Genomic DNA, 23,181 nt, shown 5'->3' with positions numbered 1-23,181 from the left:
TATCCAGTGCCCTCCAATACCTAACACGTAAGTAGGGAGGGGTCTCCGGACGAGGGGAGAGCGGCGGCGGAGGTCGCCGAAGGGTCAGCCGTGCCGGATGACGTCACCGAGCTCGCGCCGGAGCCGGGCGACCGTCTGCTCGGTGGACTGCCGCTGCGCCAGGGCGTCGTGCACCACGGCCTGCACGGTCAGGCTCACCTGGTCGTACCGGGGGCTCTTGGGGCGCGGCTTGGCCGTGAGCACGCTCTTGCGGAGCGTCGGCAGATACGGGTACTTCCGCACCAGTGCGGGATCGGTGTACAGATCGGCCCACACCGGTGGCAGCGCCCCCTCGGTGAGGACCCGGCGCTGGACCGCCTCGCTGGTCAGATAGGCGATCAGATCGGTGGCCGACTTCTGGTGCCGGGAATGCGCGTTGACGGCGAGGTTGGAGCCGCCCAGAACGCTGGAGCCGGGGCCGTCCGGACCCGGCAGCGGAACCGCGCCGACCTTCCCGGCGACGGGTGAGGACGAGGCGTTGGCCAGGGAGTACACATAGGGCCAGTTGCGCAGGAACAGCAGCCGGCCGTTCTGGAACGCCCGCCGCGACTCCTCCTCCTTGTAGCGGAGGGCCTCCATGGGTATCCAGCCGTCCCGCACCCCGCCGGTCAGGAAGTCCAGAGCCCGGCGGGTGGCCGCGGAGTCCACGGTGACCTTGGCGCCCTCGTCGCCGAGGATCGTCCCGCCCGCGGACTGCACGGCTTCGGTGACATTGGTGGTCAGCCCCTCGTACGGCAGGAACTGCCCCGCGTAGCCGTCCAGGCCGTGGGCGGGGGCGGCCGTCTTGGCCAGCCGCTTCAGCTCCGCCCAGGTGCGGGGCGGTTTCTCGTGCTCCTGGGCGAGGATGTCCTTGCGGTAGTAGAGCAGCCCCGCGTTGGTCACGTAGGGCACCGCGCGCAGCCGCCCGCCGAAGGTGGCGGTGTTCACCACCGGCGGCAGGAAGCGGTCCAGCGGAAAGCGGTCGGCGTTCAGCGGGGAGATCCAGCCCGCCGCGGCGAACTCCGAGGTCCAGGCCACGTCGATGTTGAGTACATCGAAACGGTCGCTCCCGGAGCGCAGCCCGGTGACCATCTGCGCACGCACCTCGTCGGCGGCGTCCGGCAGCTCGATGAGCGTGGCCTTCTCCGCGGGGTGCGTGCGGTTCCAGCCGTCCAGCACCCCGCGCAGATAGCTGGTGAGGTCACCTCCGGTGACCAGGGTGATCGGACCGCGGCCGCCCCCGTCGGCGACCGCCGGATCCCCGTCCGGGCCCTGCGCGCCCGCCTGGCCCGCCAGCAGCAGGGCGGTGACGAGGAGGGCCCGCCCGGCGGCGTGTGTCCACCGCATCGGTCCCTCCTTGCGCGCGCATAGCCGGTCGGATCCGGCTACCGGCATCCGGCCACCTGTATACCTGTTAGGCATGCGGGATACTAGACGTTGCAGGAAGATACGAGGGCGATCCGGCACACAGTCGGAAATGGTCCCTAACGGACAGGTACGGCTCGGCGGAGGAGGGCAGGGGTGCGGCTCCCGCTGCTGGCGCTACTCGCGCGCGGCTCCGCCCACGGCTACGAGCTGAAGCAGGACCTTGAGAAGCTCCTGGGGTCGGCGTACCCTCAGCCCAACATCGGACAAATCTACGTCACTCTCAACCGGCTCCAGAAGTCCGGTCTGATCGAGGGCGAGGATGTTGCCCAGTCGACCCGGCCCAACAAGCGCATCTACCGGCTCACCGACGCCGGACGCGAAGCGTTGGCCCTATGGTTCGAGGAGCCGACGGATGAGCCGCGGGTACGGGACGAGTTCTTCATGAAGCTCGCCCTCGCCCCCCAGACCGGGGATGTCGACCAGATCGGCCTGATCAACAAGCAGCGCCGGCACTACCTGAATGCCATGCGCGACCTGTCCAAGCTGGCCGCGGCCGAGGAACGGGACAACCGGATTCCCCAGCTGCTCATAGAAGGGGCCATGCTGCACCTCCAGGCGGACCTCGACTGGCTGGAGCGCTGCCAGGAGGAGCTGGAGGAGGAGCAGAGATGAGCCGCGAGCAGTCGAGCCGCGAGGCGTCCCCTCGCGCCGCCGGGCCGTCCGCGGACTCGATCGTGCGGGCCGAGGGCCTGGTCAAGACCTACCGGACGGAGGGCGCGGCCCCGGTCGAGGCGGTCCGCGGGGTCGACCTCCATGTCGAGCGCGGTGAATTCGTCGCGGTCACCGGACCCTCCGGAGCGGGCAAGTCCACCCTGCTCCACCTGCTCGGCGGCCTCGACCGCCCCGACAGCGGCTCGCTGTGGCTGGACGGGAAGCAGGTCGACTCCTACAGCGAGGCCCGCTGGGCCGTGCTGCGCCGCAAGAAGATCGGCATCGTCTTCCAGTTCTTCAACCTGGTCTCCAACCTCACCGTCGCCGACAACGTGGAGCTGCCCGCGCTGCTGGCCGGGTCCACCCCGCGGCAGGCCAGGGCGAGCCGGGAGGAGCTGCTCGCCGAGCTGGGCCTGGCGGGCAAGGAGCGGAGCATGCCCGCCGAGCTGTCCGGCGGTGAGCAGCAGCGGGTCGCCCTGGCCCGGGCGCTGGTCAACACCCCGAGCGTGCTGCTGGCCGACGAGCCCGCGGGCAGCCTGGACAGCAAGGGCACCCGGGAGGTGCTGCGACTGCTGTCCCGCTTCCACCAGCGCGGCCAGACGATCGTGCTGATCACCCATGACGCCCGGATGGCCAGCGCGGCGGACCGCGTGATCAGCTTCTTCGACGGCCAGGTCGTCGACGACGTGGCGCTCCAGGGCGGCGGCGGACGCCGCGGCGGCGGAGTGGCCGACGTCCTCGAGCTGAAGGGCTGACCGGGGTGCGGGCCACCCTGCGCTGGGCACACGCCGATCTGCGGGCACACCGCGGCGCGGCCCTGTTCACCGTGCTCGCCACCGCCGGGATCATCGTCTCGCTGCTGTTGGCGAGCGCGTTCTTCGCCTACGCGGCCAACCCCTGGCAGCGGGTGTTCACCCAGTCCTCCGGCGCCCATGTGTGGATCCACACCCGGGCCGCCGCCGACGCCGGATCGCTGGCCAGGCTGGACGGGGTCGAGGCCGCCTCCGGGCCCTTCCGCACCGCCCGCGCCACCCTCGAGCACGGCGGCGCCCGCGCCTCCCTGGAGCTCCGTGCCACCGGGCCCGAGGAGCCGGAGACCGCGCGTCCGCTGATCACCGGCGGCCACTGGCTCTCCGCGGACACACGCGACGGCATCGTGCTGGAGAGCTCGGTCGCCCGCGCCCTGTGGGCCGAACCGGGCGACGCGCTCACCGTTCGCGCCCCCGGGGAGAAGGCCCGTACGCTGCGGGTCGCGGGCGTCGCGGAGACCGCCGAATCGCGCTTCGACCCGGGCGAGACCCCGGGCGTGGGCTGGGTGCTGCCCTCCGCGCTCGGCTCGGTCGAAACGCGTCCGGACCACCTCGGCCAGGCCATCGGACTGCGGTTGCAGGACCCGACGGACACCGACTTCGCGGTACAGCGGGTGGTCAACAAACTCGGCGCCGACCAGGTCACCGGAGTCTCGCTGTGGCAGCGGGCGCGGGCCGAGGCGGTGGGCGACGACCGGCTGCTGGGCCAGCTGCTCGGCCTGTTCGGGCTCGGCGCGCTGCTGGCCGCGGCGCTGGCGGTGGGCGGTGCGATCACCACCCGGGTCCGTGGCCATCTGCGGGACATCTCGGTACTCAAGGCGATCGGCTTCGCCCCCGGCCAGGTCGTCCGCATGTTCCTGGTCCAGCATCTGGGTCTTTCGCTGCTGGGGGTGGTCTGCGGCGCGGCCCTCGCCGAGGTGCTGGGCCCGCATCTGCCCGGCCGGATCGGGGAGGCGGTGGCGTTGTGGCAGGCGCTTCCGGAGCACCACTGGGCCCCGTTCGCCGTCGTGGGCGGCGCCGTCGTCTTCATCGCCGCGGCCACCTGCCTGGCCGCCTGGCGGGCGGGCCGGGTGCCTCCGGTGCCGGTCGCCCGCGCCGCCACCGACCCCGGCCGCCGGATGTCCGGCACCACCCGGCGGGCGCTCGGGATGCGGCTGCCGCCCGCGCTGGTGCTCGGCTGGCGCGGCGCCTTCCACCGGCCGGCGCGCTCGCTCGCGGCCATCGGGCGGCTCGCCCTGCCGCTGCTGCTGATCACGGTCGCGGTCGGCACCTGGACCACCCTGGACCGGTTCGAGAGCCACCCGGAGAAGATCGGTCTCGCCGCCCCGCTCGCCGCCCGCGCCGAGGGGCTCTCCGACGCCCGGATCCACACCCTGCTCACCAAGGACCGCGAGGTCACCGCCGTCTACCCGGGCACCGAGACCGAGGCGCTGGTCCCCGGGCAGACCGGGACGATCACCCTCCAGGGCCTGGGCACCGCCAAGCACCCCTATCCGTTCTCCGTCGCCGAAGGGCGTCCCGCCCACGGCGACGACGAGGCGGTGGCCGGACAGGGCCTGCTGGACCTGCTCGATGTGAAGGTCGGCGACTGGGTCCGGATGACGGTGGGCGGAAGCCCGCAGGTGCTCCACATCGTCGGGCGCAGCATAGAGACGGAGCAGGGCGGCCGGGTGATCTCCACCTCGATCGACACCCTCCGCGAACGCGACCCGAAGCTGGAGCCGGACTTCTACCACCTGGCCCTGCGCCCCGGCGCCCGCCCTGAGGCGGTCAGCGCGTCCCTGGCGGACGCCTCGCACGACCGCTTGGAGGTGCGGGAGATCGCCAATCCGGCCGACCGGCTCTCCGCCGTCCGCGGGGTGACCCTCGGACTGATCGCCGTGCTCGGGCTGATCGGTCTGGCCGAGCTGTCGACGACGATCGGTGCGGCGGTACGTGACCGGCGCCGCGATCTGCTCGCGCTCAAGGCGATCGGGCTGACCCCGCGCCAGATCGCCGCGGTGATCGTGGCCGGGACCGGGTTCACCGCGCTGGCCGCGGCCCTGGCCGGCACGGTGATCGGGACGTTCGCCTCCGGCTGGATGATCGATCTCCAGGGCCGCAGCAGTGGGATGGGCGCGGGGATCGCGGAGGCCCCGCCGCTCGGGGTGCTGGTGCTGATCGGCACCGCCGCGGTGGCCGGGGCGGTGGCCGCCGCGGCCCTGCCGGCCGCGCGGGCCGCCCGCAGCCGTCTCGCGGACACCGCCAGCGACGTGCTCTGATCGCCCCGGAGGGGCGCGGCGCGGGGAACTGCGGGATCAGCCATGACGCGCGCTCGCGGACGCAGGGACGGCATCGCGGGGCACCCGCGGTGCGCTCGGCACCCCGCGCGGAGCGCTACGGCTCGACCACCACTTCCTGCGCCGCGGCCGTGGTGTCCGCCAGCAGCTCCGCGTCCACCGGAACGTTCCGCTTCACCAGCGCCAGCGCGATCGGTCCCAGTTCGTGGTGGCGGGCGGATGAGGTGACGAAGCCCAGCTGACGGCCCTCCTCGCCGTCCGCGGCCAGACGCATGGGCGCACCGTGGCCGGGCAGCTTCACCTCGCTGCCGTCGAGGTGGAGGAAGACCAGCCGGCGCGGCGGCTTGCCCAGGTTCTGCACCCGGGCCACCGTCTCCTGGCCCCGGTAGCAGCCCTTCTGGAGATGGACCGCGCTGCCGATCCAGCCCAGCTCGTGCGGGATGGTGCGGTGGTCGGTCTCCAGCCCGAGCCGCGGCCGGTGCGCCTCGATCCGCAGCGCCTCGTACGCCAGCACCCCGATCGGCGGACCGTCGGTGCGGGCGAAGGACTCCAGCCGCTCGCGCGGCAGGAACAGGTCGCGGCCGTGCGCGGTCTCCCGTACCACGGTGTCCTCGGGGACCTCGGTGATGCTCCCGGCCGGGAGGTGGACCACCGCGTACTCCTCGGTGCGGTCGGCGATCTCGACCCGGTAGAAGAACTTCATGCTCTCCAGGTACGCGATCAGATCGCCTTGGCTCCCGGGCTCCACATGGGCCCAGGTGGTCTCACCGTCGTCGACGATGTAGAGCGCGTGTTCGATATGGCCGTGGGCGGAGAGGATCAGGGCCTCGGTGGCCTGTCCGGCGGGAAGCTCCTGGACGTGCTGGGTGAGCAGCAGATGCAGCCAGCTCAGCCGGTCGGCTCCGGTGACGGTGACCACTCCGCGGTGCGAGAGATCCACGAAGCCGGATCCGTCGGCGAGCGCGCGCTGCTCGCGGAACAGGTCGCCGTAGTGGGCGGCGACGCCTTCGTCGGGGCCCTCGCCGGGGACGGCGCCGGGCAGCGACAGCAAAGGGCTCTTCATGGGCTCAGCCTACGACTTGGCCGCTCGGCCCTTGGCGGAGTCGTCGGAGCCCTGCTCGGCGTTCCTCCCGGCACCCTGCTTGGCGGTGCAGTCGGCGCACCGGCCGAAGATCGCGAAGTGCTTCATATCGGTGTCGAAACCGAACTCGGCCCGCAGCCGACGGGTGAACGCCTGGGCCACCGACACATCGGCCTCGATCACATCCGTGCAGTCCCGGCACACCATGTGGATGTGGTGGTGCCGGTCGGCGAGGTGGTACGTGGGGGCGCCGTGGCCCAGATGGGCATGGCTGACCAGGCCCAGCTCCTCCAGCAGCTCCAGGGTGCGGTAGACCGTGGAGATGTTGACCCCGCTGGCGGTGCGGCGCACCTCGGTGAGGATCTCGTCCGGAGTGGCGTGCTCCAGACGGTCGACTGCTTCCAGGACAAGCTGACGCTGCGGGGTGAGCCGGTAGCCGCGCTCCCGCAGATCGGTCTTCCAGTCGGTGGTCGCCACGAAGCCAGTGTAGGTGGGGGCCCGTGGAGCCTCAGCGGAAGAAGGCGATCCCGTCGTCCGGCAGGTCCTTGAGATCCTTGGCCCATTCGCGCGGGTCGACGACCTTCTTCAGATGCGCCGACATGTACGGTCGCAGCTCCACCTCGGGGGTGGCCTTCTCGCCGACCCACATCAGATCGCTGTTGACGTAGCCGTAGAGCCGCTTGCCGCCCGAGTAGGGCCCGGCGGCGGCGGTGCGCGCCACGGCGTCGGTGGCCAGGTCGATCTGCGGCTTGCCCTCGGCCAGCTCGCCGTACCAGACCTCCACGACGCCCTGGTCGCGGCTCATCACCACCTCGACCTTGCGGTCCTTGTCGATCCGCCAGTAGCCGGACTCGGACTCCAGCGGGCGGACCTTCTTGCCCTCGCCGTCCAGCACCCAGGTGTGCGAGACGTACTCGATGAAGTCGCGCCCGTCGTGGGTGAAGGTCGCCTCCTGGCCGAAGTTGCACTTCTCGGCCCCGGGGAAGTCCGAGACACCGGCCCCTTCCCAGTTGCCCAGGAGGAAGGCGAGCGGCACCAGGGCCGGGTGGAGGTCGGAGGGAATCTCGATCATGGGCTCAGGCGATCTGTCGTGGCGGTCGGGCGGCGGCGGTGCGGGAGCGCGGGTCAGCGCTGGCCCTGGAACAGCTTCTTCCAGGTCAGTGCGCAGAAGCCAAGGGTGGCGACGGCGACCAGGATCATCAGCGTGGTGAAGACTGCCTCAAGCACGAGCGCGCTCCTCGAACGGAGTGTGTCCCCCGGGCTCCGCGGGCCGCGGAACGACGGTGGAACGGATGACGGACCGGTGCCGAGTCTAGTCGGCGGTCCGGCGGGGGCGTCGTGAGCCCCCGAGCCTAGGCTTGCCGCATGTCGAAGAAGCTGGTGATCAAGGTGACGGCGGGCGCGGACGCGCCCGAGCGGTGCTCTCAGGCGTTCACGGTGGCGGCGGTGGCCGTGGCGAGCGGGGTGCCGGTCTCGCTGTGGCTGACCGGTGAGTCCACGTGGTTCGCGCTCCCGGGGCGGGCGGCGGAGTTCGAGCTGCCGCACGCGGCACCGCTGCCGGAGCTGATCGAGGGGATCCTCGCGGGCGGCACGATCACGGTGTGCACCCAGTGCGCGGCCCGCCGGGACATCGAGGAGAAGGACCTGATCGAGGGGGCGCGGATCGCTGGCTCCCAGGTCTTCGTGAGCGAGATCATGCCGGACGGCGTGCAGGCGCTCGTCTACTGAGACGGGGGCGAGGCGGGTCCGTTGCTCGGACAGGGCGGACAGGCGACGGGCCGGGTCAGTGGCGGTGGTTGTGCTCGTCCAGCTCCCGCCACCACCGGTCGGACTCCTCGTCCCCCGACTCGTCCCACCAGCGGTCGTCCGGGCCGCGCCGGTTGGCGACGATGGCGGCGAACGGGGGGATCACCATGGCGACGATGCACATCACGACGGCCGCCGGGACCGACCACAGACGCACGAATGCCCACGCCGAGATGAAGAGCGTCAGACACGCGCCCATCAGGAAGAAATATGCGTGGCGGCGTCGCGCGTACATATCCTCAGGATACGTCCGGGGGCGCGGCTCGGACAGCTCGTGCGCCGCATCCGCGGGAGTATGACGGGACGCCCATGGACGGACGGGAGGGCCGTACCCCGCCGAGGTGTCCAACCCCGGGGTACGGCCCTCCCGCCGTGCGTACGACGCGCGGTGTGGCGTCAGACGGTGATGGCGACCTCCGCCAGACCGCCCTTCTGGGCGACGACCGTGCGGTCCGCGGTGCCGCCGGGGACCAGGGCGCGCAGCGTCCAGGTGCCCTCGGCGGCGTAGAAGCGGAACTGTCCGGTCGCGGAGGTGGGGACCTCGGCGGTGAACTCGCCGGTGCTGTCCAGGAGGCGGACGTAACCGGTCACCGGCTCGCCGTCGCGGGTCACCGACCCCTGGATCGTGGTCTCACCGGGCTTGATCGTCGAGGCGTCGGGACCGCCGGCCTGGGCTCCACACATGGATGTCTGTCCTTACGTCGGGGAGGGGAGGGGATCAGCTGTTGGCGCCGAGCTCGATCGGTACGCCGACGAGGGAGCCGTACTCGGTCCAGGAGCCGTCGTAGTTCTTGACGTTGCTCTGGCCGAGCAGCTCGTGCAGGACGAACCAGGTGTGAGCGGAACGCTCACCGATGCGGCAGTACGCGATGGTGTCCTTGGCCAGGTCGACGCCCTCGCCCTCGTAGAGCTCCTTGAGCTCCGCGTCGGACTTGAACGTGCCGTCGTCGTTGGCCGACTTGGACCACGGGATGTTCCGCGCGGTGGGGACGTGGCCCGGGCGCTGCGACTGCTCCTGCGGCAGGTGGGCCGGGGCGAGCAGCTTGCCCGAGAACTCGTCGGGGGAGCGGACGTCCACCAGGTTCAGCGAGCCGATGGCCTTGACGACGTCGTCGCGGAACGCGCGGATCGAGGCGTCCTGCGGCTTGGCCTTGTACTGGGTGGCCGCGCGGGTCGGGACCTCGGCGACCAGGTCGCGGGAGTCCAGCTCCCACTTCTTGCGGCCGCCGTCGAGCAGCTTCACGTCCTGGTGGCCGTAGAGCTTGAAGTACCAGTAGGCGTAGGACGCGAACCAGTTGTTGTTGCCGCCGTAGAGGACGACCGTGTCGTCGTTGGCGATGCCCTTCTTGGACAGCAGCTCCTCGAACCCGGCCTGGTCGACGAAGTCACGGCGCACCGGGTCCTGGAGGTCCTGCTTCCAGTCGATCCGGATGGCGTTCTTGATGTGGTTCTTGTCGTAGGCCGAGGTGTCCTCGTCGACCTCGACGATGACCGTCTTGGGGTCATCGATGCGGGCCTGTACCCAGTCGGCGTCCACCAGGACGTCACTGCGGCTCATGTGTCTCTCCTCCGGGGCAGTTGCGGCGGTAGTCGTACGCTCGGACGGCGCGAGGCGGGCTCGGTTGCGAGCGTACGAGCGGAGTGCGGGAAGATCCGGCTGACGGGCCGAGGAGGGCGGGCCGGGGGCATCTCGTCGGCGGCCACGCGTCCTCGTCTCAGACGGCGTGACAGAGCATGGCGGCGACGCGGCACAGGTCGACTGCCCGCCGCTTCGTGAGATCCGCCTGTCGCTTCATGCGTCCGATCGTAGGGACGGACGGGTGGGCGTGTCACCGGCGTGTCGGATGATGAGACGTGATTGTCCACCATGTGGGATGCGATGCGGAGAGTGCCCCGGAGGGGCCGCCGCGGAGCCCCGCGGCGGCCATGGGTGTGCGTTGTCGCGGACGTGATCGTCTCACTGCATGGGACCCGGGGTCCGCGGACGGGTGTCCGGGCGGCCGGAGGTGCGGCTCAGCCCGTCAGTTCGACGTTGTTCCCCGCGACCGAGACGTCCATGCCGTCCTTGTCGGTCTTCACCGTGTCCAGCCGCATCCCGGTCGGCAGCCCCTCGACCTTGCGCTCCATGTCGGTGCGCTCACGGACCTTCTCCTCCCAGCGCGGGACGGAGCCGCCGGGGATGGACTCGGCGTGCAGCTTGATGGTGTCCCCGTTCACCACGGTGATGGTGGAGCGCGCGGTGAGGGTGAAGCCCAGCAGACTGCCGGTGATCTTGACCCGGTTCCTGCCCGACGGGTCGTAGGCGACCGTGATCCCCGGGCCCGCGGCGCGCGAGAGGTCCGCGTAGCTGATGTGGGCCGAGCCGGTGGCGCGGTCCGCGGTGGCCGACGAGAAGTCGCCCGAGATGCCCACCGTGTGCAACTGGGCGTCGAGTTCGGAGACCCGGACGCTGCGCCCGTTGCCCGCGTCCGTCGTCAGCCCCTCCATGCTGATGTCGACCTCGTCCAGCTCCTTGCCCACGACCTGGGTGAGGAACGGAAAGCCCTTGATCGAGACATCGGGTGTGCCGGTCAGCCCCTGAGAGCTCTTGATCTTGTCCGCGGCCTTGGACTCGGCGATGCTGACCGCGATCCGGTCCGCGGCGACGAAGAGGCCGCCGAGTATCACGACGACGATCAGTGTGATGCGTAGTGCGCGCATGTGCTGTGGGTCCCCCTGGCTCTCGCTCAGACGCTCGCCTGAGAGCCTATCCGGAGCGATGCGCCGGGGGTCCGGAACGTCAGACCAGTGCGCGGCCGATCACATAGACGACGGGGGCGGCGGCCGCGAGCGGCAGCGCCACCCCGGCGGTCAGGTGCACAAAGCGGGAGGGGTAGTCGTAAGCGGCCACCCGGTGGCCGACCAGCGCGCACACCCCGGCCGCCAGACCCAGCACCGCGGCGTCCGTGCCGCCGGTGCCGGTGAGCTGTCCGGCCCCGGCGCCCGCGCCCGCTGCGGCGAGCAACGCCACGACCACGGACACGGCGATCGGCAGCGGCACCGCGCGCACCAGCACGGCCACCGCCACTCCGGCCGCGCCCACCACCACGGCGTCGGTCGCCACGGCGGCCGTGGCCAGGTACCCGGCCGCGATCACGGCGAGGGCGGTGGAGGCCACGGTGGCGGTCAGGCCGTACAGCCGCTCGTCCGGCGCGCCGTGGCTGCGCAGCTGGAGGACGAGCACCAGCAGCAGCCAGACCCCGAGCGTGCCGATGATCACCGTCGGGGCGTGCACCCGCTCGGTGGCGAGCAGCCCGGCGGTGGCTGCCAGCCCGCCCGCGAAGGCGAGCGCGATGCCCTGCCGCGCGGGCCACATGCCGTTCAGCCGGAACCAGCCGGCCGCCGTGACCGCCTGGAGCAGCACCACCACGACGGCGACCGCCGGGCGGCCCAGCGGCGCGGCCCCCGCGAGCAGCGCGGCGATGGCGGTGGTGAGGGCGGCCGGGACGAGGCCCGGGTGGAGGATCTGGGGGCGGCCCTCGGCACGGGCCTTCTCGGCGGCGGTGAGCGGCCGGGACTCCTCCTCGGACGCGGCGGGTGCCCCGGCGGCCGGACGCTCCGGACCGGTCGGGTCCGCCGTGGCCGCGGGGGCCGCGGTGGCGGGCGCGGGACCCTGGGGGCCGTGCGCCGCGAACGCGGCGGCGGGCTGAGGGTGGTGGTGCGGGTGCCGCTGCTGGTGTTGCTGCTGGTCCCAGCCGGGGGTGTACGACTGCTGCGGATAACCCTGCGGGTGCCCCTGCTGGTGGTGGTGCGGGTGCTGCGGGTGCTGCGGGGCGGTGTAGGGGTCCGGGTACGCCTGCGGGTGCTGCCCCGGTCGGCCGTACGCCTGCTGCTGGGCATAGCCCGGGTGCTGGGCGTGCTGGGCGTGGGCCTGGATGTCGGGGTGCCGGCTCTGGTCGTGCTGTCCGCCGTACCCCTGTCGCGGCTGCCCGTTCTGGTCGTACCCGTTCTGGTCGTACCCGTTCTGGTCGTACCCGCCCTGTCCGTAGCCGCCGTACGGATCGGCGGGCGGCTGCTGTCCCCCGTACGGCGTCTCCGGGGACCCGTACGGACCATAGGGCTCGTACGGGTTCTGCGGGTTGTGCGGCTGGTTGCTCATGACCTCGGGGTCACCCTCCTGCGAACGGCGGGAGCACCTCGACCGTGCCGCCCTCGGCCAGTTGGATCGTCTTGTGGTCGCGGGTACCGACGGGCGTGCCGTCGACCAGGAACGCACAGCGCATCAGCACCCGGGCGAACTCCGGGCGCGCGATGTGCCGCCGCCGGGCCGCGTCGAGCGCCTCGGCCAGCGTCACCGCGCTGTACGGTTCCTCCGACGTACCGGCCGCCGCGCGGGCCGCGGCCCAGTACCGGATGGTGCCGGTGGGCGCGTTCTTCATCGCCATCGCGATCCCTTCCCGTCTTCTGCCGCCTCCATGATGACGGGTGCGGGCACCGGTCCGGGACCAACGGCGGCCCCGAGAAATAAGAGGCCCGGTGTCGGTGCCCTCGCTTAATGTTCTGGTGTGCTGGTCCGACTTATGCGGGGATATCTCCGACCCCACACCCGAACGATCGCGCTGATCGTGCTGTTGCAGCTGGTGCAGACGCTGGCAACGCTCTATCTGCCCACCCTCAACGCCGACATCATCGACGGCGGGGTGGTGAAGGGGGACACCGGCTACATCCTGCGCATCGGCGGTTTCATGATCGCGGTGACGGTGGTGCAGATCGTGTGCTCCATCGGCGCCGTCTACTTCAGCGCCCGCACCGCCATGGCGCTCGGCCGCGATGTACGGGCCGCGGTCTTCGACCGGGTGCAGTCCTTCTCCGCCCGTGAGATGGGGCACTTCGGGGCGCCCTCGCTGATCACCCGGACCACCAATGACGTCCAGCAGGTGCAGATGCTGTGCCTGATGGCCTTCACCCTGATGGTCTCGGCGCCGATCATGTGCATCGGCGGCGTGATCATGGCGCTCAACCAGGACGTTCCGCTCTCCGCACTGCTGCTGCTGATCGTCCCGGTGCTCGGGGTCATCGTCACCCTGATCGTCCGCAGGATGCGCCCGCTGTTCCGCGGCGTCCAGGAGCGCATCGACACCGTCAACCGGGTGCTGCGCGAGCAGATCACCGGGATCCGGGTGATCCGGGCCTTCGTCCGTGACACCCATGAGCGCGACCGCTTCACCGGGGCCAACAGCGACCTGATGGACGTCTCGCTGCGCGCCGGGCGGCTGATGGCGCTGATGTTCCCCGCGGTGATGCTGGTGGTGAACCTCTCCAGCGTGGCCGTGGTCTGGTTCGGCGGACACCGCATCGACAGCGGCGGAATGCAGATCGGCGCGCTGACCGCCTTCCTCAGTTACCTGATGCAGATTCTGATGGCGGTCATGATGGCCACCTTCATGTTCATGATGGTGCCGCGCGCCGAGGTGTGCGCCGAGCGCGTCCAGGAGGTGCTGGACACCCGGACCAGCGTGGCTCCCCCGCTGGTGCCCGTCGTGCCCGCGCCTTCCGGCGGCGGGCGCGGTCTCCTGGAGCTGCGGGGCGTGGAGTTCCGCTACCCCGGCGCCGAGGAGCCCGTGCTCCGCGAGATCTCGCTGATCGCCCGGCCCGGCCGGACCACCGCCGTGATCGGCTCGACCGGCAGCGGCAAGTCCACCCTCCTCGGTCTGGTGCCCCGGCTGTTCGACGCGACCGACGGCAGCGTCCACATCGACGGCGTGGACGTACGCGACCTCGACACCGAGGTGATGTCGCGGGCCATCGGGCTCGTCCCGCAGAAGCCGTACCTCTTCTCCGGCACCGTCGCCTCCAATCTGCGCTACGGAAAGCCGGACGCCACCGACGAGGAGCTGTGGCGGGCCCTGGAGACCGCCCAGGCCCGGGACTTCGTGGAGGCCATGGAGGGCGGGCTCGACGCCGCCGTCGCCCAGGGCGGCTCCAATGTCTCCGGCGGCCAGCGGCAGCGGCTGGCCATCGCCCGCGCCCTGGTCCGCAAGCCCTCGGTCTACCTCTTCGACGACTCCTTCTCGGCGCTCGACTACGCCACCGACGCCCGGCTGCGGGCGGCGCTCGCGGGCGAGACGCAGGACGCGACCGTCGTCATCGTCGCCCAGCGGGTGTCCACCATCCGCGGCGCCGACCAGATCGTGGTCCTCGACGCCGGGCGCGTCGTGGGCACCGGCACCCACACCGAACTGATGGCCGGCAACCAGACCTACCGCGAGATCGTGCTCTCCCAGCTCACCGAGCAGGAAGCCGCATGAGCGGCCCGTCGCGCCACCGCCGCCGCTTCCGCCGTCCGTCGTTCCCGTACGCGTTCCCGAAGGGCCGCCCATGAGTACCCCGGCGCCTCGCAGGGGCCCGGCACCCGCCGCCGGCCCCGCCCGCTTCATGGGCGGCCAGCCCACCGAGCGGTCCATGGACTTCCGCGGCTCCGGCCGCCGGCTGCTGGGCAGGCTGCGCCCCGAGCGCGGCATCGTGCTGGCCGTGCTCGCCCTGTGCGCGGTCAGCGTCGCGCTGTCGGTGCTGGGCCCGCTGATCCTCGGCCGGGCGACCGACCTGATCTTCGCGGGCATCATCGGGCGCCGGCTGCCCGACGGCGTCACCAAGGAGCAGGCCGTCGAGCGGCTGCGCCGGGACGGCCAGGACACGGTGGCCGACATGGTCGCGTCCATGGACGTCCACCCCGGCCAGGGCATCGACTTCGGCGCGGTCGGCGATGTGCTGCTGTGGGTGCTGGCGATCTATGTGTTCGCCTCGCTGCTCGGCCTGATCCAGGCGCGGGTGGCCATGGTGGTGGTCCAGCGTGTGGTCTTCCGGCTGCGCGAGGACGTCGAACACAAGCTGGCCCGGCTGCCGTTGTCGTACTTCGACCGGCAGCCGCGCGGTGAGGTGCTCTCCCGCGCCACCAACGACATCGACAACGTCCAGCAGACGCTTCAGCAGACCCTCAGCCAGATCATGACCTCGCTGCTGACGATCGTCGGTGTGCTGGCGATGATGTTCTGGATCTCGCCGCTGCTGGCGCTGGTGGCGCTGGTGACCGTCCCGGTGTCGGTGCTGGTCGCCACCAAGGTCGGCAAGCGGGCCCAGCCGCAGTTCGTCAGCCAGTGGAAGACCACGGGCAGGCTCAACGCCCATATCGAGGAGATGTACACCGGCCACTCGCTGGTGAAGGTCTTCGGGCGGGAGAAGGAGTCCGCGGAGCTGTTCCGCGAGCAGAACGAGAAGCTGTACGAGGCGGGCTTCAGGGCCCAGTTCATCTCCGGGCTCATCCAGCCCGCGATGATGTTCATCGGCAACATCAACTATGTGCTGGTGGCGGTGGTCGGCGGGCTCCGGGTGGCCAGTGGCGCGCTGTCGATCGGTGACGTCCAGGCGTTTGTGCAGTACTCCCGGCAGTTCAGCCAGCCGCTGACCCAGGTGGCTTCGATGGCGAACCTGGTGCAGTCCGGGGTGGCGTCGGCCGAGCGCGTCTTCGAGTTGCTGGACGCCGACGAGCAGAGCCCGGACCCGGAGCGGGCGCCGCGGCCGGAGACCGTGGGCGATTCGGTGCGCGATTCGCTGCGCGGACAGGTCGAGTTCGAGGAGGTCTCCTTCCGCTACCAGCCGGACAAGCCGCTGATCGACGGGCTGTCGCTGTCGGTGCGGCCCGGCCAGACCGTGGCCATCGTCGGACCGACCGGCGCCGGAAAGACCACCCTGGTCAATCTGCTGATGCGGTTCTACGAGGTCAGCGACGGGCGGATCACCCTGGACGGGATGGACATCGCCACGATGTCGCGCGAGGACCTGCGCTCCCACATCGGCATGGTGCTCCAGGACACCTGGCTGTTCGGCGGCACCATCGCGGAGAACATCGCGTACGGCGCGCAGGGCGCGAGTTTCGAGCGGATCGTGGAGGCGGCGAAGGCCACCTATGTGGACCGCTTCGTCCGGACCCTGCCGGACGGCTACGACACCGTGATAGACGAGGAGGGCTCCAACGTCAGCGCCGGTGAGAAGCAGCTGATCACGATCGCCCGCGCGTTCCTCTCGGAGCCGTCGATCCTGGTGCTGGACGAGGCGACCAGTTCGGTGGACACCCGCACCGAGGTGCTGATCCAGAAGGCGATGGCCTCCCTGCGGACCGGCCGGACCAGCTTTGTGATCGCGCACCGGCTGTCCACCATCCGCGACGCCGACGTCATCCTGGTGATGGAGGACGGGCACATCGTGGAGCAGGGCACCCATGACACGCTGCTGGCGGCGCGGGGTGCGTACGCCCGGCTGTACAGGGCGCAGTTCGCGGAGGCGGCGGTCGAGGCGGAGTAAGGGGCCCGGGCCCCTCCGGCGCGGTCCTCAGGCGTGGGCCAGCGCCCAGCCCGCCACCCGCTCCAGCAGACCGTCCGGTGCCGCCGTCTCCGCGTGGCCGAACCCCGGCTCGATCCACAGCTGTGTGGACGACGGATCGGCCGCAGCCGCCAGCATCCGCGGATGGTCCAGCGGGAAGTACGGATCCCGGTCGCCGTGCACGATCAGCAGCGGGGTCGGCGCGATCAGCGCTGCCGCGGCCACCGGCGGCAGCGGTTCGGGGTCCCAGCCGCTGCCGTCGATCCGGGTGCGCAGCCCGTACCGGGAGACCAGCCGTCCGGCCGGGCGGGTGATCGCCCAGTGCACCCGTCGCATCGGCGCGGTCCCTCGGTAGTACCAGCGCGCGGGAGCACTCACAGAGATCACCGCATCGGCGCGCGCCCCCGTGCGCCCCTCACGCTCCCCGCTACCGATTCCGTCGGGCGGCTGATTTTCGCCACCCGGTCCGTACAGCGCGGCATGCCGGAGTACCACCGAGCCGCCCATCGAGAAACCGACAGTGGCGACCCGCCGATGGCCGAGCCGCCGGGCCCAGCGCACCGCGGCGGCGAGGTCCAGCACCTCCCGGTCGCCCACTGTGGACCGGCCGCCGGACCGGCCATGGCCCCGGAACGAGAACGTGATCACGGCCGTGTGCTGGGCAAATGCCTGAGCCACCCGCCGCAGCGCCGGGCGCTTAAGAGCGCCGGTGAAACCGTGCGCGACCACCAGCGCGAGGGCGGCTGATGGCGCGGGGGGTGCGGCGGCAGGCGCCGGGGACGGCTCGTAGCGGGCCTCGATCGGGACCCCGTCCGCCGTCAGCAGAGTGGCCCTGTGATCGCGCGCAGTGACCGACGGCACGGAACGTCGAGCAGATTGAGCCTCTCCACTGGGTGTCATGTGGGTTATTCTGCTGTGAAGAGGATCCGGGCAGCGTTGCCCCCGGGTCCTTTTGTGCTTTCAGGGGCACGGTGCGCGTATGAGCGGGCACACGCTCCAAGGGCGCGGAGCAGACCGTACGACGAAGTAGCCGAAGAAGTAGCCGCAGACTCCCCCAGGCGCTGCCTGGGAGGTGCCCCCTCTCGCAAGGGACCGAGGAGGAACCGAGGTAATGGGCGAGCGAAGCGTGCTCAATGTCAGAACCACGACCGAGGCGGGTGGTGGACGATGAGTTCCCTCCTGCTGCTGACCAACGCACTCCAGCCCTCGACGGAGGTGCTCCCCGCCCTCGGCCTGCTGCTGCACAGCGTGCGGGTCGCCCCGGCGGAGGGCCCGGCCCTGGTGGACACCCCGGGCGCCGACGTCATCCTGATCGACGGCCGCCGCGATCTGCCGCAGGTGCGCAGCCTGTGCCAGCTGCTGCGGTCCACCGGTCCCGGCTGCCCGCTGGTCCTGGTGGTGACCGAGGGCGGCCTCGCCGCCGTCACCGCCGACTGGGGCATCGACGACGTACTGCTGGACACCGCGGGTCCGGCCGAGGTGGAGGCCCGGCTGCGGCTGGCCATGGGCCGCCAGCAGATCACCACCGACGACAGCCCGATGGAGATCCGCAACGGCGATCTCTCGGTCGACGAGGCCACCTACAGCGCCAAGCTCAAGGGCCGTGTGCTCGATCTCACATTCAAGGAGTTCGAGCTGCTGAAGTACCTCGCCCAGCACCCCGGCCGGGTCTTCACCCGCGCGCAGCTGCTCCAGGAGGTCTGGGGCTACGACTACTTCGGCGGCACCCGCACGGTCGACGTCCACGTCCGGCGGCTGCGCGCCAAGCTGGGCCCGGAGCACGAGTCCCTGATCGGGACCGTACGGAACGTGGGCTATCGGTTCGTCGTGCCCGAGAAGGTCGAGCGCGCCGCCGAGGAGGCGAGAGCCAAGGCGTCGGCCCGGGACGCCGCCCGCGGCGACGGTCCGGACCGCACCGCCGGAGCCGCCGAGGACACCGCGCGGTCCGCGCCGAAAGCGGGTACCGCAGGAGCCGCCAATACCTAGTGCCGCGTCAGCCGAGGTTCGCCCCGCTCGCCGCCCTGGCACGCTCCCCCCAGCTACCGCTGGGAGGTGCCCCCTCTCGCCGCGCTGGCCGAAAGCCCGGGCAGGCCCCCTGCGAGGGCTTCCGGCCGCCTTGCGATCGCACGCGCCAGGACGCCTCGCCGCCGGGCAAACCTTGACTGACGCGGCACTAGCTGGACCCGCGTAGACTGCCGCGCGTGGCCAAGGTGACGCGGGATGATGTGGCAAGACTGGCGGGGACCTCGACCGCGGTCGTCAGCTACGTCATCAATAACGGACCAAGGCCGGTCGCCCCGGCCACGCGCGAGCGGGTGCTTGCCGCGATCAAGGAGCTCGGCTACCGGCCGGACCGCGTCGCGCAGGCGATGGCGAGCCGGCGGACCGACCTGATAGGGCTGATCGTCCCGGACGCCCGGCAGCCGTTCTTCGCGGAGATGGCGCACGCCGTCGAGCAGGCGGCCGCCGAGCGCGGAAAGATGGTGCTCGTCGGCAACTCCGACTACCTCGACGACCGCGAAGTGCACTATCTGCGCGCCTTCCTGGGGATGCGGGTGTCCGGGCTGATCCTCATCAGCCAGGGCCCCAGCGAGAACGCCGCCGCCGAGATCGAGGCGTGGGACGCCCGGGTGGTGCTGCTCCACGAGCGCCCCGAGGCGATCGACGACGTGGCCGTGGTGCTGGACGACGTCGGCGGTGCCCAACTGGCCGTACGTCATCTGCTGGAACACGGCCATGAGTACGTGGCCTGCCTCGGCGGCACCGAGATAACCCCCACCGTCGGCGACCCGGTGACCGACCACGTCGAGGGCTGGCGCCGGGCCATGAAGGAGGCCGGGCGGTCCACCGAAGGACGGCTCTTCCAGGCCCCGTACAACCGCTACGACGCCTATCAGGTCGCCCTCGGGCTGCTCGCCGGTCCCGACCGGCCCCCGGCCATCTTCTGCGCCACCGACGACCAGGCGTTCGGTGTCCTGCGGGCGGCGCGTGAACTGCGCATCGACGTCCCCGGACAGCTGGCGGTCGCGGGCTTCGACGATGTGAAGGAAGCCGGGCTCACCGATCCGCCGCTGACCACGGTCGGCTCCGACCGCCCGGCGATGGCGCGGGCCGCGGTGGACCTGGTGCTGGACGACGGCGTACGGAACGGCTCGCGCCGCGAGCGGGTCAAGCAGTTCCCGTCGGCGCTGGTGGTCCGGCGCTCCTGCGGCTGCGGCTGAGGCTGAGCGCCGTCCGGCCCGGAGCCCGCGGATCCGGGTGAGAGGGTCTTCCTTATCCCGGACATACCGGTTTCTGCCGGGCTTCTCAGTAGTTCCTCACGCTGCTCTCATACTGCCGCGACACCGTCGAACCATGACGGACAGCACGCGGCACAGCCGCGATGACGAGCCTCAGCCCTTCTCCTACGGCGGTACGCCCGGCCACCCGGCGCCGGCGCCGCCTCCGTACCAGCCCCAGCAGCCGGTCATCACCCCCTCCGGGGCCACCGTGTGGCCGGGCGGGTCGGGTGGTGCGGGCGGCGGTGCGGACACCGCCGCCTTCGCGGACGGGCCGCGGCCCGGCGGCCGCCGCGGCAGGCGGCGCGCGCCGCGCTCCATGGCGCTGATCGCGGCGGTGGCGGCGGTCTCCGCGCTGGTCGGCGGCGGGGCGTCGGCCCTGGCCGTACGGGCCATGGACAAGCCCGGTACCGAAATCTCCACCCCGGTCGTCAACGCCGACTCCCGCAGCGACAGCGGGGTCGCGGCGGTGGCGACGGCGGTGAGCCCGAGCATCGTCGAGATCAGCGCCTCCTCGGCGAACGGCAAGGCCACCGGCTCCGGAGTGGTCCTCACCCGCGACGGCGAGATCATCACCAACAACCATGTGATCTCCGGCGCCGCCTCGATCAAGGTGTCCTTCCACGACGGCAGCACCCGGAGCGCGTCGGTCGTCGGCACCGACAGCGGCAAGGACCTCGCGCTGATCAAGGTGAAGGGCGCGAGCGGACTCAAGCCCGCGACCCTCGGCGACTCCAGCCGGGTCCAGGTGGGCGACCAGGTGGTGGCCATCGGCTCCCCCGAGGGGCTGACCGGCACCGTCACCAGCGGGATCGTCTCCGCGCTCGACCGCAAGGTCACCGTCTCCACGGGCGAGGACCAGGGGCAGGGGCGGGACGGCGGGCGGTGGCCCTTCGAGTTCGGCGGCGGCCAGTACAACGGCGACGTCGGACCCTCCACCACGTCCTACAAGGCCATCCAGACCGATGCCTCGCTCAACCCCGGCAACTCCGGCGGTGCCCTGATCAATATGAAGGGCCAGGTCATCGGCATCAACTCGGCCATGTACTCCACGGCTTCCGGCGGCTCCGGCGGCTCCGGCAGCCAGGGCAGCGTCGGCCTCGGCTTCTCCATCCCGGTCAACACCCTCAAGGCCGATCTGGACACCCTGCGCGACGGCGGCACCCGCTCCTGACCCATCGCCTCCGCGGCGTGCGAGGCTGGCAGCGGCGCCCGCCACCGTCCGGCGCGGCGCCCCGCCATCCACCGGCGCGGAGACCACCGCCCCACCGTCATCTGTGAGGAAACCGGCCCATGACCCCCGCCGACCACGGCGAGCAGTCCGCCCGCATCCTGATCGTCGACGACGAGCCGGCCGTCCGCGAAGCCCTGCGGCGCAGCCTGGTCTTCGAGGGCTATACGACCGAGACCGCCGTCGACGGTCTGGACGCGCTGGAGAAGGCCGGCAGCTGGGGCCCCGAGCTGATCGTGCTCGATGTGCTGATGCCCCGCATGGACGGGCTGACCGCCGCCCGGCGGCTGCGCGCGACCGGAGTGACCGTACCGGTACTGATGCTCACTGCCCGGGACACCGTCGGCGACCGGGTCACCGGGCTGGACGCGGGCGCCGACGACTACCTGGTCAAACCCTTCGAACTCGATGAGCTGCTGGCCCGTATCCGCGCCCTGCTGCGCCGCAGCTCCTACGCCGCCGCCGCGCACGAGGCGGTCGCCGAGGACGACGTGCTCACCTTCGGCGATCTGCGGATGGACCTGGCGACCCGCGAGGTGAAGCGCGGCGCGCGCCGGGTGGAGCTGACCCGGACCGAGTTCACCCTGCTGGAGATGTTCCTCGCCCATCCCCGCCAGGTGCTCACCCGGGAGCAGATCCTCAAGGCGGTGTGGGGCTTCGACTTCGAGCCCTCGTCCAACTCGCTCGATGTGTACGTCATGTATCTGCGCCGCAAGACGGAGGCGGGCGGGGAACCGCGGCTGGTGCACACCGTCCGCGGAGTGGGCTACGTCCTGCGGCCGGCGGACGGCGATCCCTCGTGACCAGGCGCGGTCCGCTGCGCTCGCGGCTGCCGCTGCGCTCCCGGCTGGCGCTGCTGACCGCGGTCGCGGTGGCAGTCGCGGTGGCGGTGTCCGCGTTCGCCTGCTGGTTCGTCACCCGGGAGCAGCTGACGAGCGCACTGGACAACAAGCTCCACGATGTCTCCGGGGTCTATGTCCGCGATCTGGTGGAGGCGCAGAACACCTGCTCGCCCCAGTCCCAGCCGGGCGCCGGATCCCGGCCCGGCGCCTCCGATGTGCAGCTGGTGCTGCCCGACGGCGACCGGTGCGTCGCCCGCGGCTCCCGGGCGGTCAAGGTGACCGGGGACGACATCGCCGTGGCCCGGGGGCGGCTGAACGACGTCACCCACGACAGCACGGCGGCGGACGGCACCCGGATGCGGGTGTACACCTTCGTCACCTCCCCGCAGGACGGCATCCCCTCGATGGCCGTCTCCGTCTCCCGCCCCCTGAACGAGGTCACCGAACCGCTGAACACCCTCGCCCTGGTGATGCTGGTGGTCGCGGGCGTCGGGGTGCTCGGCGCCGGGGTGGCGGGCCTGTGGATCGCACGGACCGGGCTCAGACCGGTGGACCGGCTGGCCGAGGCGGTCGGGCATGTGGCCCGCACCGAGGACCTGGCCGTACGGATCCCCGCCCACGGCGACGACGAGATCGCCCGGCTGTCCCGGTCCTTCAACTCCATGGCGGCCGCCCTCGCTTCCTCCCGCGACCGTCAGCAGCAGCTGATCGCGGACGCCGGTCACGAGCTGCGCACCCCGCTCACCTCGCTGCGCACCAATGTGGAGCTGCTGGTGCGCAGCGAGCAGACCGGCCGCGCACTGCCGCCCGCCGACCGCGACGCGCTGATGGCCAGCGTCAAGGCCCAGGTGACCGAACTGGCCGCGCTGATCGGCGATCTCCAGGAGCTGGCCCGGCCGGACGCGCTGCCCGGCAGCGGGCCGCTCCAGGTGGTCGCCCTGCACGAGGTGGCGATGACCGCGGTGGAGCGGGCGCGGCTGCGTGGTGTGGGACTGACCGTCGACGCCGCGCTGGACCCCTGGTACGTCCGCGGGGAACCGGCGGCCCTGGAACGGGCGCTGGTCAACCTGCTCGACAACGCCGTGAAGTTCAGCCCTTCGGGTGGTGTGGTCGATGTCGCGCTCAGAAGGGGAGAGCTGACGGTGCGGGACCGTGGGCCCGGTATCGCGAAGGATGAACTGCCGCATGTCTTCGAGCGGTTCTGGCGCTCCCCGTCCGCCCGCAGCCTCCCCGGCTCCGGGCTGGGGCTGTCGATCGTGGCCCGCGCCGTCCAGCGGTCCGGCGGCGAGGTGGGTCTGCGGCCCGCGGAGGGCGGCGGCACCGTCGCCTGGGTCCGGCTCCCGGGCGCGCCCACGGCCCCGCCCGGGGAGGCGGGGCCGGTGGGGCCGGTGGGCTGGGACTGA

General features: G+C 71.7%; 23 protein-coding genes. 11 read left to right on the top strand and 12 right to left on the bottom strand.

From position 1 onward, the window contains the following. Window positions 1–84: 84 nt before the first annotated feature. Window positions 85–1,365 (bottom strand): ABC transporter substrate-binding protein, encoded by a 1,281-nt coding sequence (locus HUT19_RS18260; RefSeq protein ID WP_176181514.1) that lies wholly within the window; start codon window positions 1,363–1,365, stop codon window positions 85–87. A gap of 174 nt (window positions 1,366–1,539) precedes the next feature. Here HUT19_RS18260 and HUT19_RS18255 point away from each other — a divergent pair, with 174 nt between their 5' ends. From HUT19_RS18255 to HUT19_RS18245, 3 genes are read left to right on the top strand one after another with little or no spacing between them, the layout of a single operon-like run. Then, a complete protein-coding gene (locus HUT19_RS18255) occupies window positions 1,540–2,058 on the top strand; it encodes a PadR family transcriptional regulator (protein ID WP_176181513.1) in 519 nt (172 codons plus the stop codon). After that, window positions 2,055–2,852, top strand: a complete 798-nt coding sequence (locus HUT19_RS18250) for an ABC transporter ATP-binding protein (RefSeq protein ID WP_176181512.1) — start codon at window positions 2,055–2,057, stop codon at window positions 2,850–2,852. Before HUT19_RS18255 ends, HUT19_RS18250 begins: the two co-directional genes overlap by 4 nt. A 5-nt stretch (window positions 2,853–2,857) precedes the next feature. Beyond that, on the top strand, window positions 2,858–5,167 hold the full coding sequence (locus HUT19_RS18245; RefSeq protein ID WP_176181511.1) for an ABC transporter permease: 2,310 nt from the start codon (window positions 2,858–2,860) through the stop codon (window positions 5,165–5,167). A gap of 115 nt (window positions 5,168–5,282) precedes the next feature. Here the strand turns inward: HUT19_RS18245 and HUT19_RS18240 are convergent, their stop codons facing one another. From HUT19_RS18240 to HUT19_RS18230, 3 genes are read right to left on the bottom strand one after another with little or no spacing between them, the layout of a single operon-like run. Continuing rightward, window positions 5,283–6,248, bottom strand: coding sequence for a folate-binding protein YgfZ (locus HUT19_RS18240; RefSeq protein WP_176181510.1), 966 nt, complete (start codon window positions 6,246–6,248; stop codon window positions 5,283–5,285). A gap of 9 nt (window positions 6,249–6,257) precedes the next feature. Then, window positions 6,258–6,743, bottom strand: coding sequence for a Fur family transcriptional regulator (locus HUT19_RS18235; RefSeq protein WP_176181509.1), 486 nt, complete (start codon window positions 6,741–6,743; stop codon window positions 6,258–6,260). 31 nt (window positions 6,744–6,774) lie between these two features. Next, window positions 6,775–7,338 carry an FABP family protein gene (locus tag HUT19_RS18230; RefSeq protein ID WP_176181508.1) on the bottom strand — a complete coding sequence of 188 codons (564 nt, stop codon included), beginning with the start codon at window positions 7,336–7,338 and terminating at the stop codon, window positions 6,775–6,777. Window positions 7,339–7,631: 293 nt separating this feature from the next. Here HUT19_RS18230 and HUT19_RS18225 point away from each other — a divergent pair, with 293 nt between their 5' ends. Continuing rightward, a complete protein-coding gene (locus HUT19_RS18225) occupies window positions 7,632–7,994 on the top strand; it encodes a DsrE family protein (RefSeq protein WP_176181507.1) in 363 nt (120 codons plus the stop codon). Between the two features lie 55 nt (window positions 7,995–8,049). On the opposite strand, the gene HUT19_RS18220 is transcribed toward HUT19_RS18225, so the two are convergent. From HUT19_RS18220 to HUT19_RS18195, 7 genes are all read right to left on the bottom strand, one after another. Further along, complete coding sequence (locus tag HUT19_RS18220) at window positions 8,050–8,307, bottom strand: DUF3099 domain-containing protein (protein WP_176181506.1); 258 nt, start codon at window positions 8,305–8,307, stop codon at window positions 8,050–8,052. Between the two features lie 161 nt (window positions 8,308–8,468). Next, window positions 8,469–8,756 carry a DUF1416 domain-containing protein gene (locus tag HUT19_RS18215; RefSeq protein ID WP_176181505.1) on the bottom strand — a complete coding sequence of 96 codons (288 nt, stop codon included), beginning with the start codon at window positions 8,754–8,756 and terminating at the stop codon, window positions 8,469–8,471. A 34-nt stretch (window positions 8,757–8,790) separates the two neighbouring features. Then, window positions 8,791–9,630: a sulfurtransferase gene (locus HUT19_RS18210; RefSeq protein ID WP_176181504.1), complete on the bottom strand. Its 840-nt coding sequence runs from the start codon at window positions 9,628–9,630 to the stop codon at window positions 8,791–8,793. Between the two features lie 157 nt (window positions 9,631–9,787). Next, a complete protein-coding gene (locus tag HUT19_RS44300; protein WP_362448143.1) occupies window positions 9,788–9,868 on the bottom strand; it encodes a putative leader peptide in 81 nt (26 codons plus the stop codon). Between the two features lie 217 nt (window positions 9,869–10,085). Further along, a complete protein-coding gene (locus HUT19_RS18205; protein WP_176181503.1) occupies window positions 10,086–10,772 on the bottom strand; it encodes a DUF2993 domain-containing protein in 687 nt (228 codons plus the stop codon). A 79-nt stretch (window positions 10,773–10,851) separates the two neighbouring features. Continuing rightward, on the bottom strand, window positions 10,852–12,210 hold the full coding sequence (locus HUT19_RS18200) for a hypothetical protein (protein WP_176181502.1): 1,359 nt from the start codon (window positions 12,208–12,210) through the stop codon (window positions 10,852–10,854). A 10-nt stretch (window positions 12,211–12,220) separates the two neighbouring features. After that, a complete protein-coding gene (locus HUT19_RS18195; RefSeq protein ID WP_176181501.1) occupies window positions 12,221–12,496 on the bottom strand; it encodes a MoaD/ThiS family protein in 276 nt (91 codons plus the stop codon). Between the two features lie 120 nt (window positions 12,497–12,616). Between HUT19_RS18195 and HUT19_RS18190 the strand changes: the two genes are divergently transcribed. Then, window positions 12,617–14,359, top strand: a complete 1,743-nt coding sequence (locus HUT19_RS18190; RefSeq protein WP_176181500.1) for an ABC transporter ATP-binding protein — start codon at window positions 12,617–12,619, stop codon at window positions 14,357–14,359. 70 nt (window positions 14,360–14,429) lie between these two features. After that, window positions 14,430–16,409, top strand: coding sequence for an ABC transporter ATP-binding protein (locus tag HUT19_RS18185; RefSeq protein WP_176181499.1), 1,980 nt, complete (start codon window positions 14,430–14,432; stop codon window positions 16,407–16,409). Window positions 16,410–16,436: 27 nt separating this feature from the next. Here the strand turns inward: HUT19_RS18185 and HUT19_RS18180 are convergent, their stop codons facing one another. Then, on the bottom strand, window positions 16,437–17,327 hold the full coding sequence (locus HUT19_RS18180) for an alpha/beta hydrolase (protein ID WP_176181498.1): 891 nt from the start codon (window positions 17,325–17,327) through the stop codon (window positions 16,437–16,439). A gap of 267 nt (window positions 17,328–17,594) precedes the next feature. Here HUT19_RS18180 and HUT19_RS18175 point away from each other — a divergent pair, with 267 nt between their 5' ends. The 5 genes from HUT19_RS18175 to HUT19_RS18155 all read left to right on the top strand — a co-directional run bounded on the left by HUT19_RS18175 (window position 17,595) and on the right by HUT19_RS18155 (window position 23,181). Then, entirely contained in the window at window positions 17,595–18,413 is an 819-nt protein-coding gene (locus HUT19_RS18175) for a response regulator transcription factor (RefSeq protein ID WP_176181497.1), read from the top strand. Between the two features lie 215 nt (window positions 18,414–18,628). Next, window positions 18,629–19,648, top strand: a complete 1,020-nt coding sequence (locus tag HUT19_RS18170) for a LacI family DNA-binding transcriptional regulator (RefSeq protein WP_176181496.1) — start codon at window positions 18,629–18,631, stop codon at window positions 19,646–19,648. 133 nt (window positions 19,649–19,781) lie between these two features. Beyond that, window positions 19,782–20,879: a S1C family serine protease gene (locus HUT19_RS18165; RefSeq protein ID WP_176181495.1), complete on the top strand. Its 1,098-nt coding sequence runs from the start codon at window positions 19,782–19,784 to the stop codon at window positions 20,877–20,879. Between the two features lie 119 nt (window positions 20,880–20,998). Next, a complete protein-coding gene (locus tag HUT19_RS18160; RefSeq protein WP_176181494.1) occupies window positions 20,999–21,739 on the top strand; it encodes a response regulator transcription factor in 741 nt (246 codons plus the stop codon). Beyond that, the gene (locus HUT19_RS18155) at window positions 21,736–23,181 is read left to right on the top strand and encodes a HAMP domain-containing sensor histidine kinase (RefSeq protein ID WP_254885637.1); all 1,446 of its coding nucleotides are present in this window, start codon (window positions 21,736–21,738) and stop codon (window positions 23,179–23,181) included. The genes HUT19_RS18160 and HUT19_RS18155 overlap by 4 nt, the downstream gene beginning before the upstream one ends.

It is taken from the genome of Streptomyces sp. NA02950 (assembly GCF_013364155.1).
In the GTDB taxonomy this organism is placed as follows: Bacteria; Actinomycetota; Actinomycetes; order Streptomycetales; family Streptomycetaceae; genus Streptomyces.
This window is presented reverse-complemented; position numbering and strand designations above follow the sequence as displayed.

Coding starts and splice junctions, on each gene's coding strand:
- HUT19_RS18260 (WP_176181514.1), bottom strand. CDS start 1,365: ATGCGGTGGACACACGCCGCCGGGCGGGCCCTCCTCGTCACCGCCCTG.
- HUT19_RS18250 (WP_176181512.1), top strand. CDS start 2,055: ATGAGCCGCGAGCAGTCGAGCCGCGAGGCGTCCCCTCGCGCCGCCGGG.
- HUT19_RS18240 (WP_176181510.1), bottom strand. CDS start 6,248: ATGAAGAGCCCTTTGCTGTCGCTGCCCGGCGCCGTCCCCGGCGAGGGC.
- HUT19_RS18230 (WP_176181508.1), bottom strand. CDS start 7,338: ATGATCGAGATTCCCTCCGACCTCCACCCGGCCCTGGTGCCGCTCGCC.
- HUT19_RS18225 (WP_176181507.1), top strand. CDS start 7,632: ATGTCGAAGAAGCTGGTGATCAAGGTGACGGCGGGCGCGGACGCGCCC.
- HUT19_RS18220 (WP_176181506.1), bottom strand. CDS start 8,307: ATGTACGCGCGACGCCGCCACGCATATTTCTTCCTGATGGGCGCGTGT.
- HUT19_RS18215 (WP_176181505.1), bottom strand. CDS start 8,756: ATGTGTGGAGCCCAGGCCGGCGGTCCCGACGCCTCGACGATCAAGCCC.
- HUT19_RS18210 (WP_176181504.1), bottom strand. CDS start 9,630: ATGAGCCGCAGTGACGTCCTGGTGGACGCCGACTGGGTACAGGCCCGC.
- HUT19_RS44300 (WP_362448143.1), bottom strand. CDS start 9,868: ATGAAGCGACAGGCGGATCTCACGAAGCGGCGGGCAGTCGACCTGTGC.
- HUT19_RS18205 (WP_176181503.1), bottom strand. CDS start 10,772: ATGCGCGCACTACGCATCACACTGATCGTCGTCGTGATACTCGGCGGC.
- HUT19_RS18200 (WP_176181502.1), bottom strand. CDS start 12,210: ATGAGCAACCAGCCGCACAACCCGCAGAACCCGTACGAGCCCTATGGT.
- HUT19_RS18195 (WP_176181501.1), bottom strand. CDS start 12,496: ATGGCGATGAAGAACGCGCCCACCGGCACCATCCGGTACTGGGCCGCG.
- HUT19_RS18185 (WP_176181499.1), top strand. CDS start 14,430: ATGAGTACCCCGGCGCCTCGCAGGGGCCCGGCACCCGCCGCCGGCCCC.
- HUT19_RS18180 (WP_176181498.1), bottom strand. CDS start 17,327: ATGACACCCAGTGGAGAGGCTCAATCTGCTCGACGTTCCGTGCCGTCG.
- HUT19_RS18175 (WP_176181497.1), top strand. CDS start 17,595: ATGAGTTCCCTCCTGCTGCTGACCAACGCACTCCAGCCCTCGACGGAG.
- HUT19_RS18165 (WP_176181495.1), top strand. CDS start 19,782: ATGACGGACAGCACGCGGCACAGCCGCGATGACGAGCCTCAGCCCTTC.
- HUT19_RS18160 (WP_176181494.1), top strand. CDS start 20,999: ATGACCCCCGCCGACCACGGCGAGCAGTCCGCCCGCATCCTGATCGTC.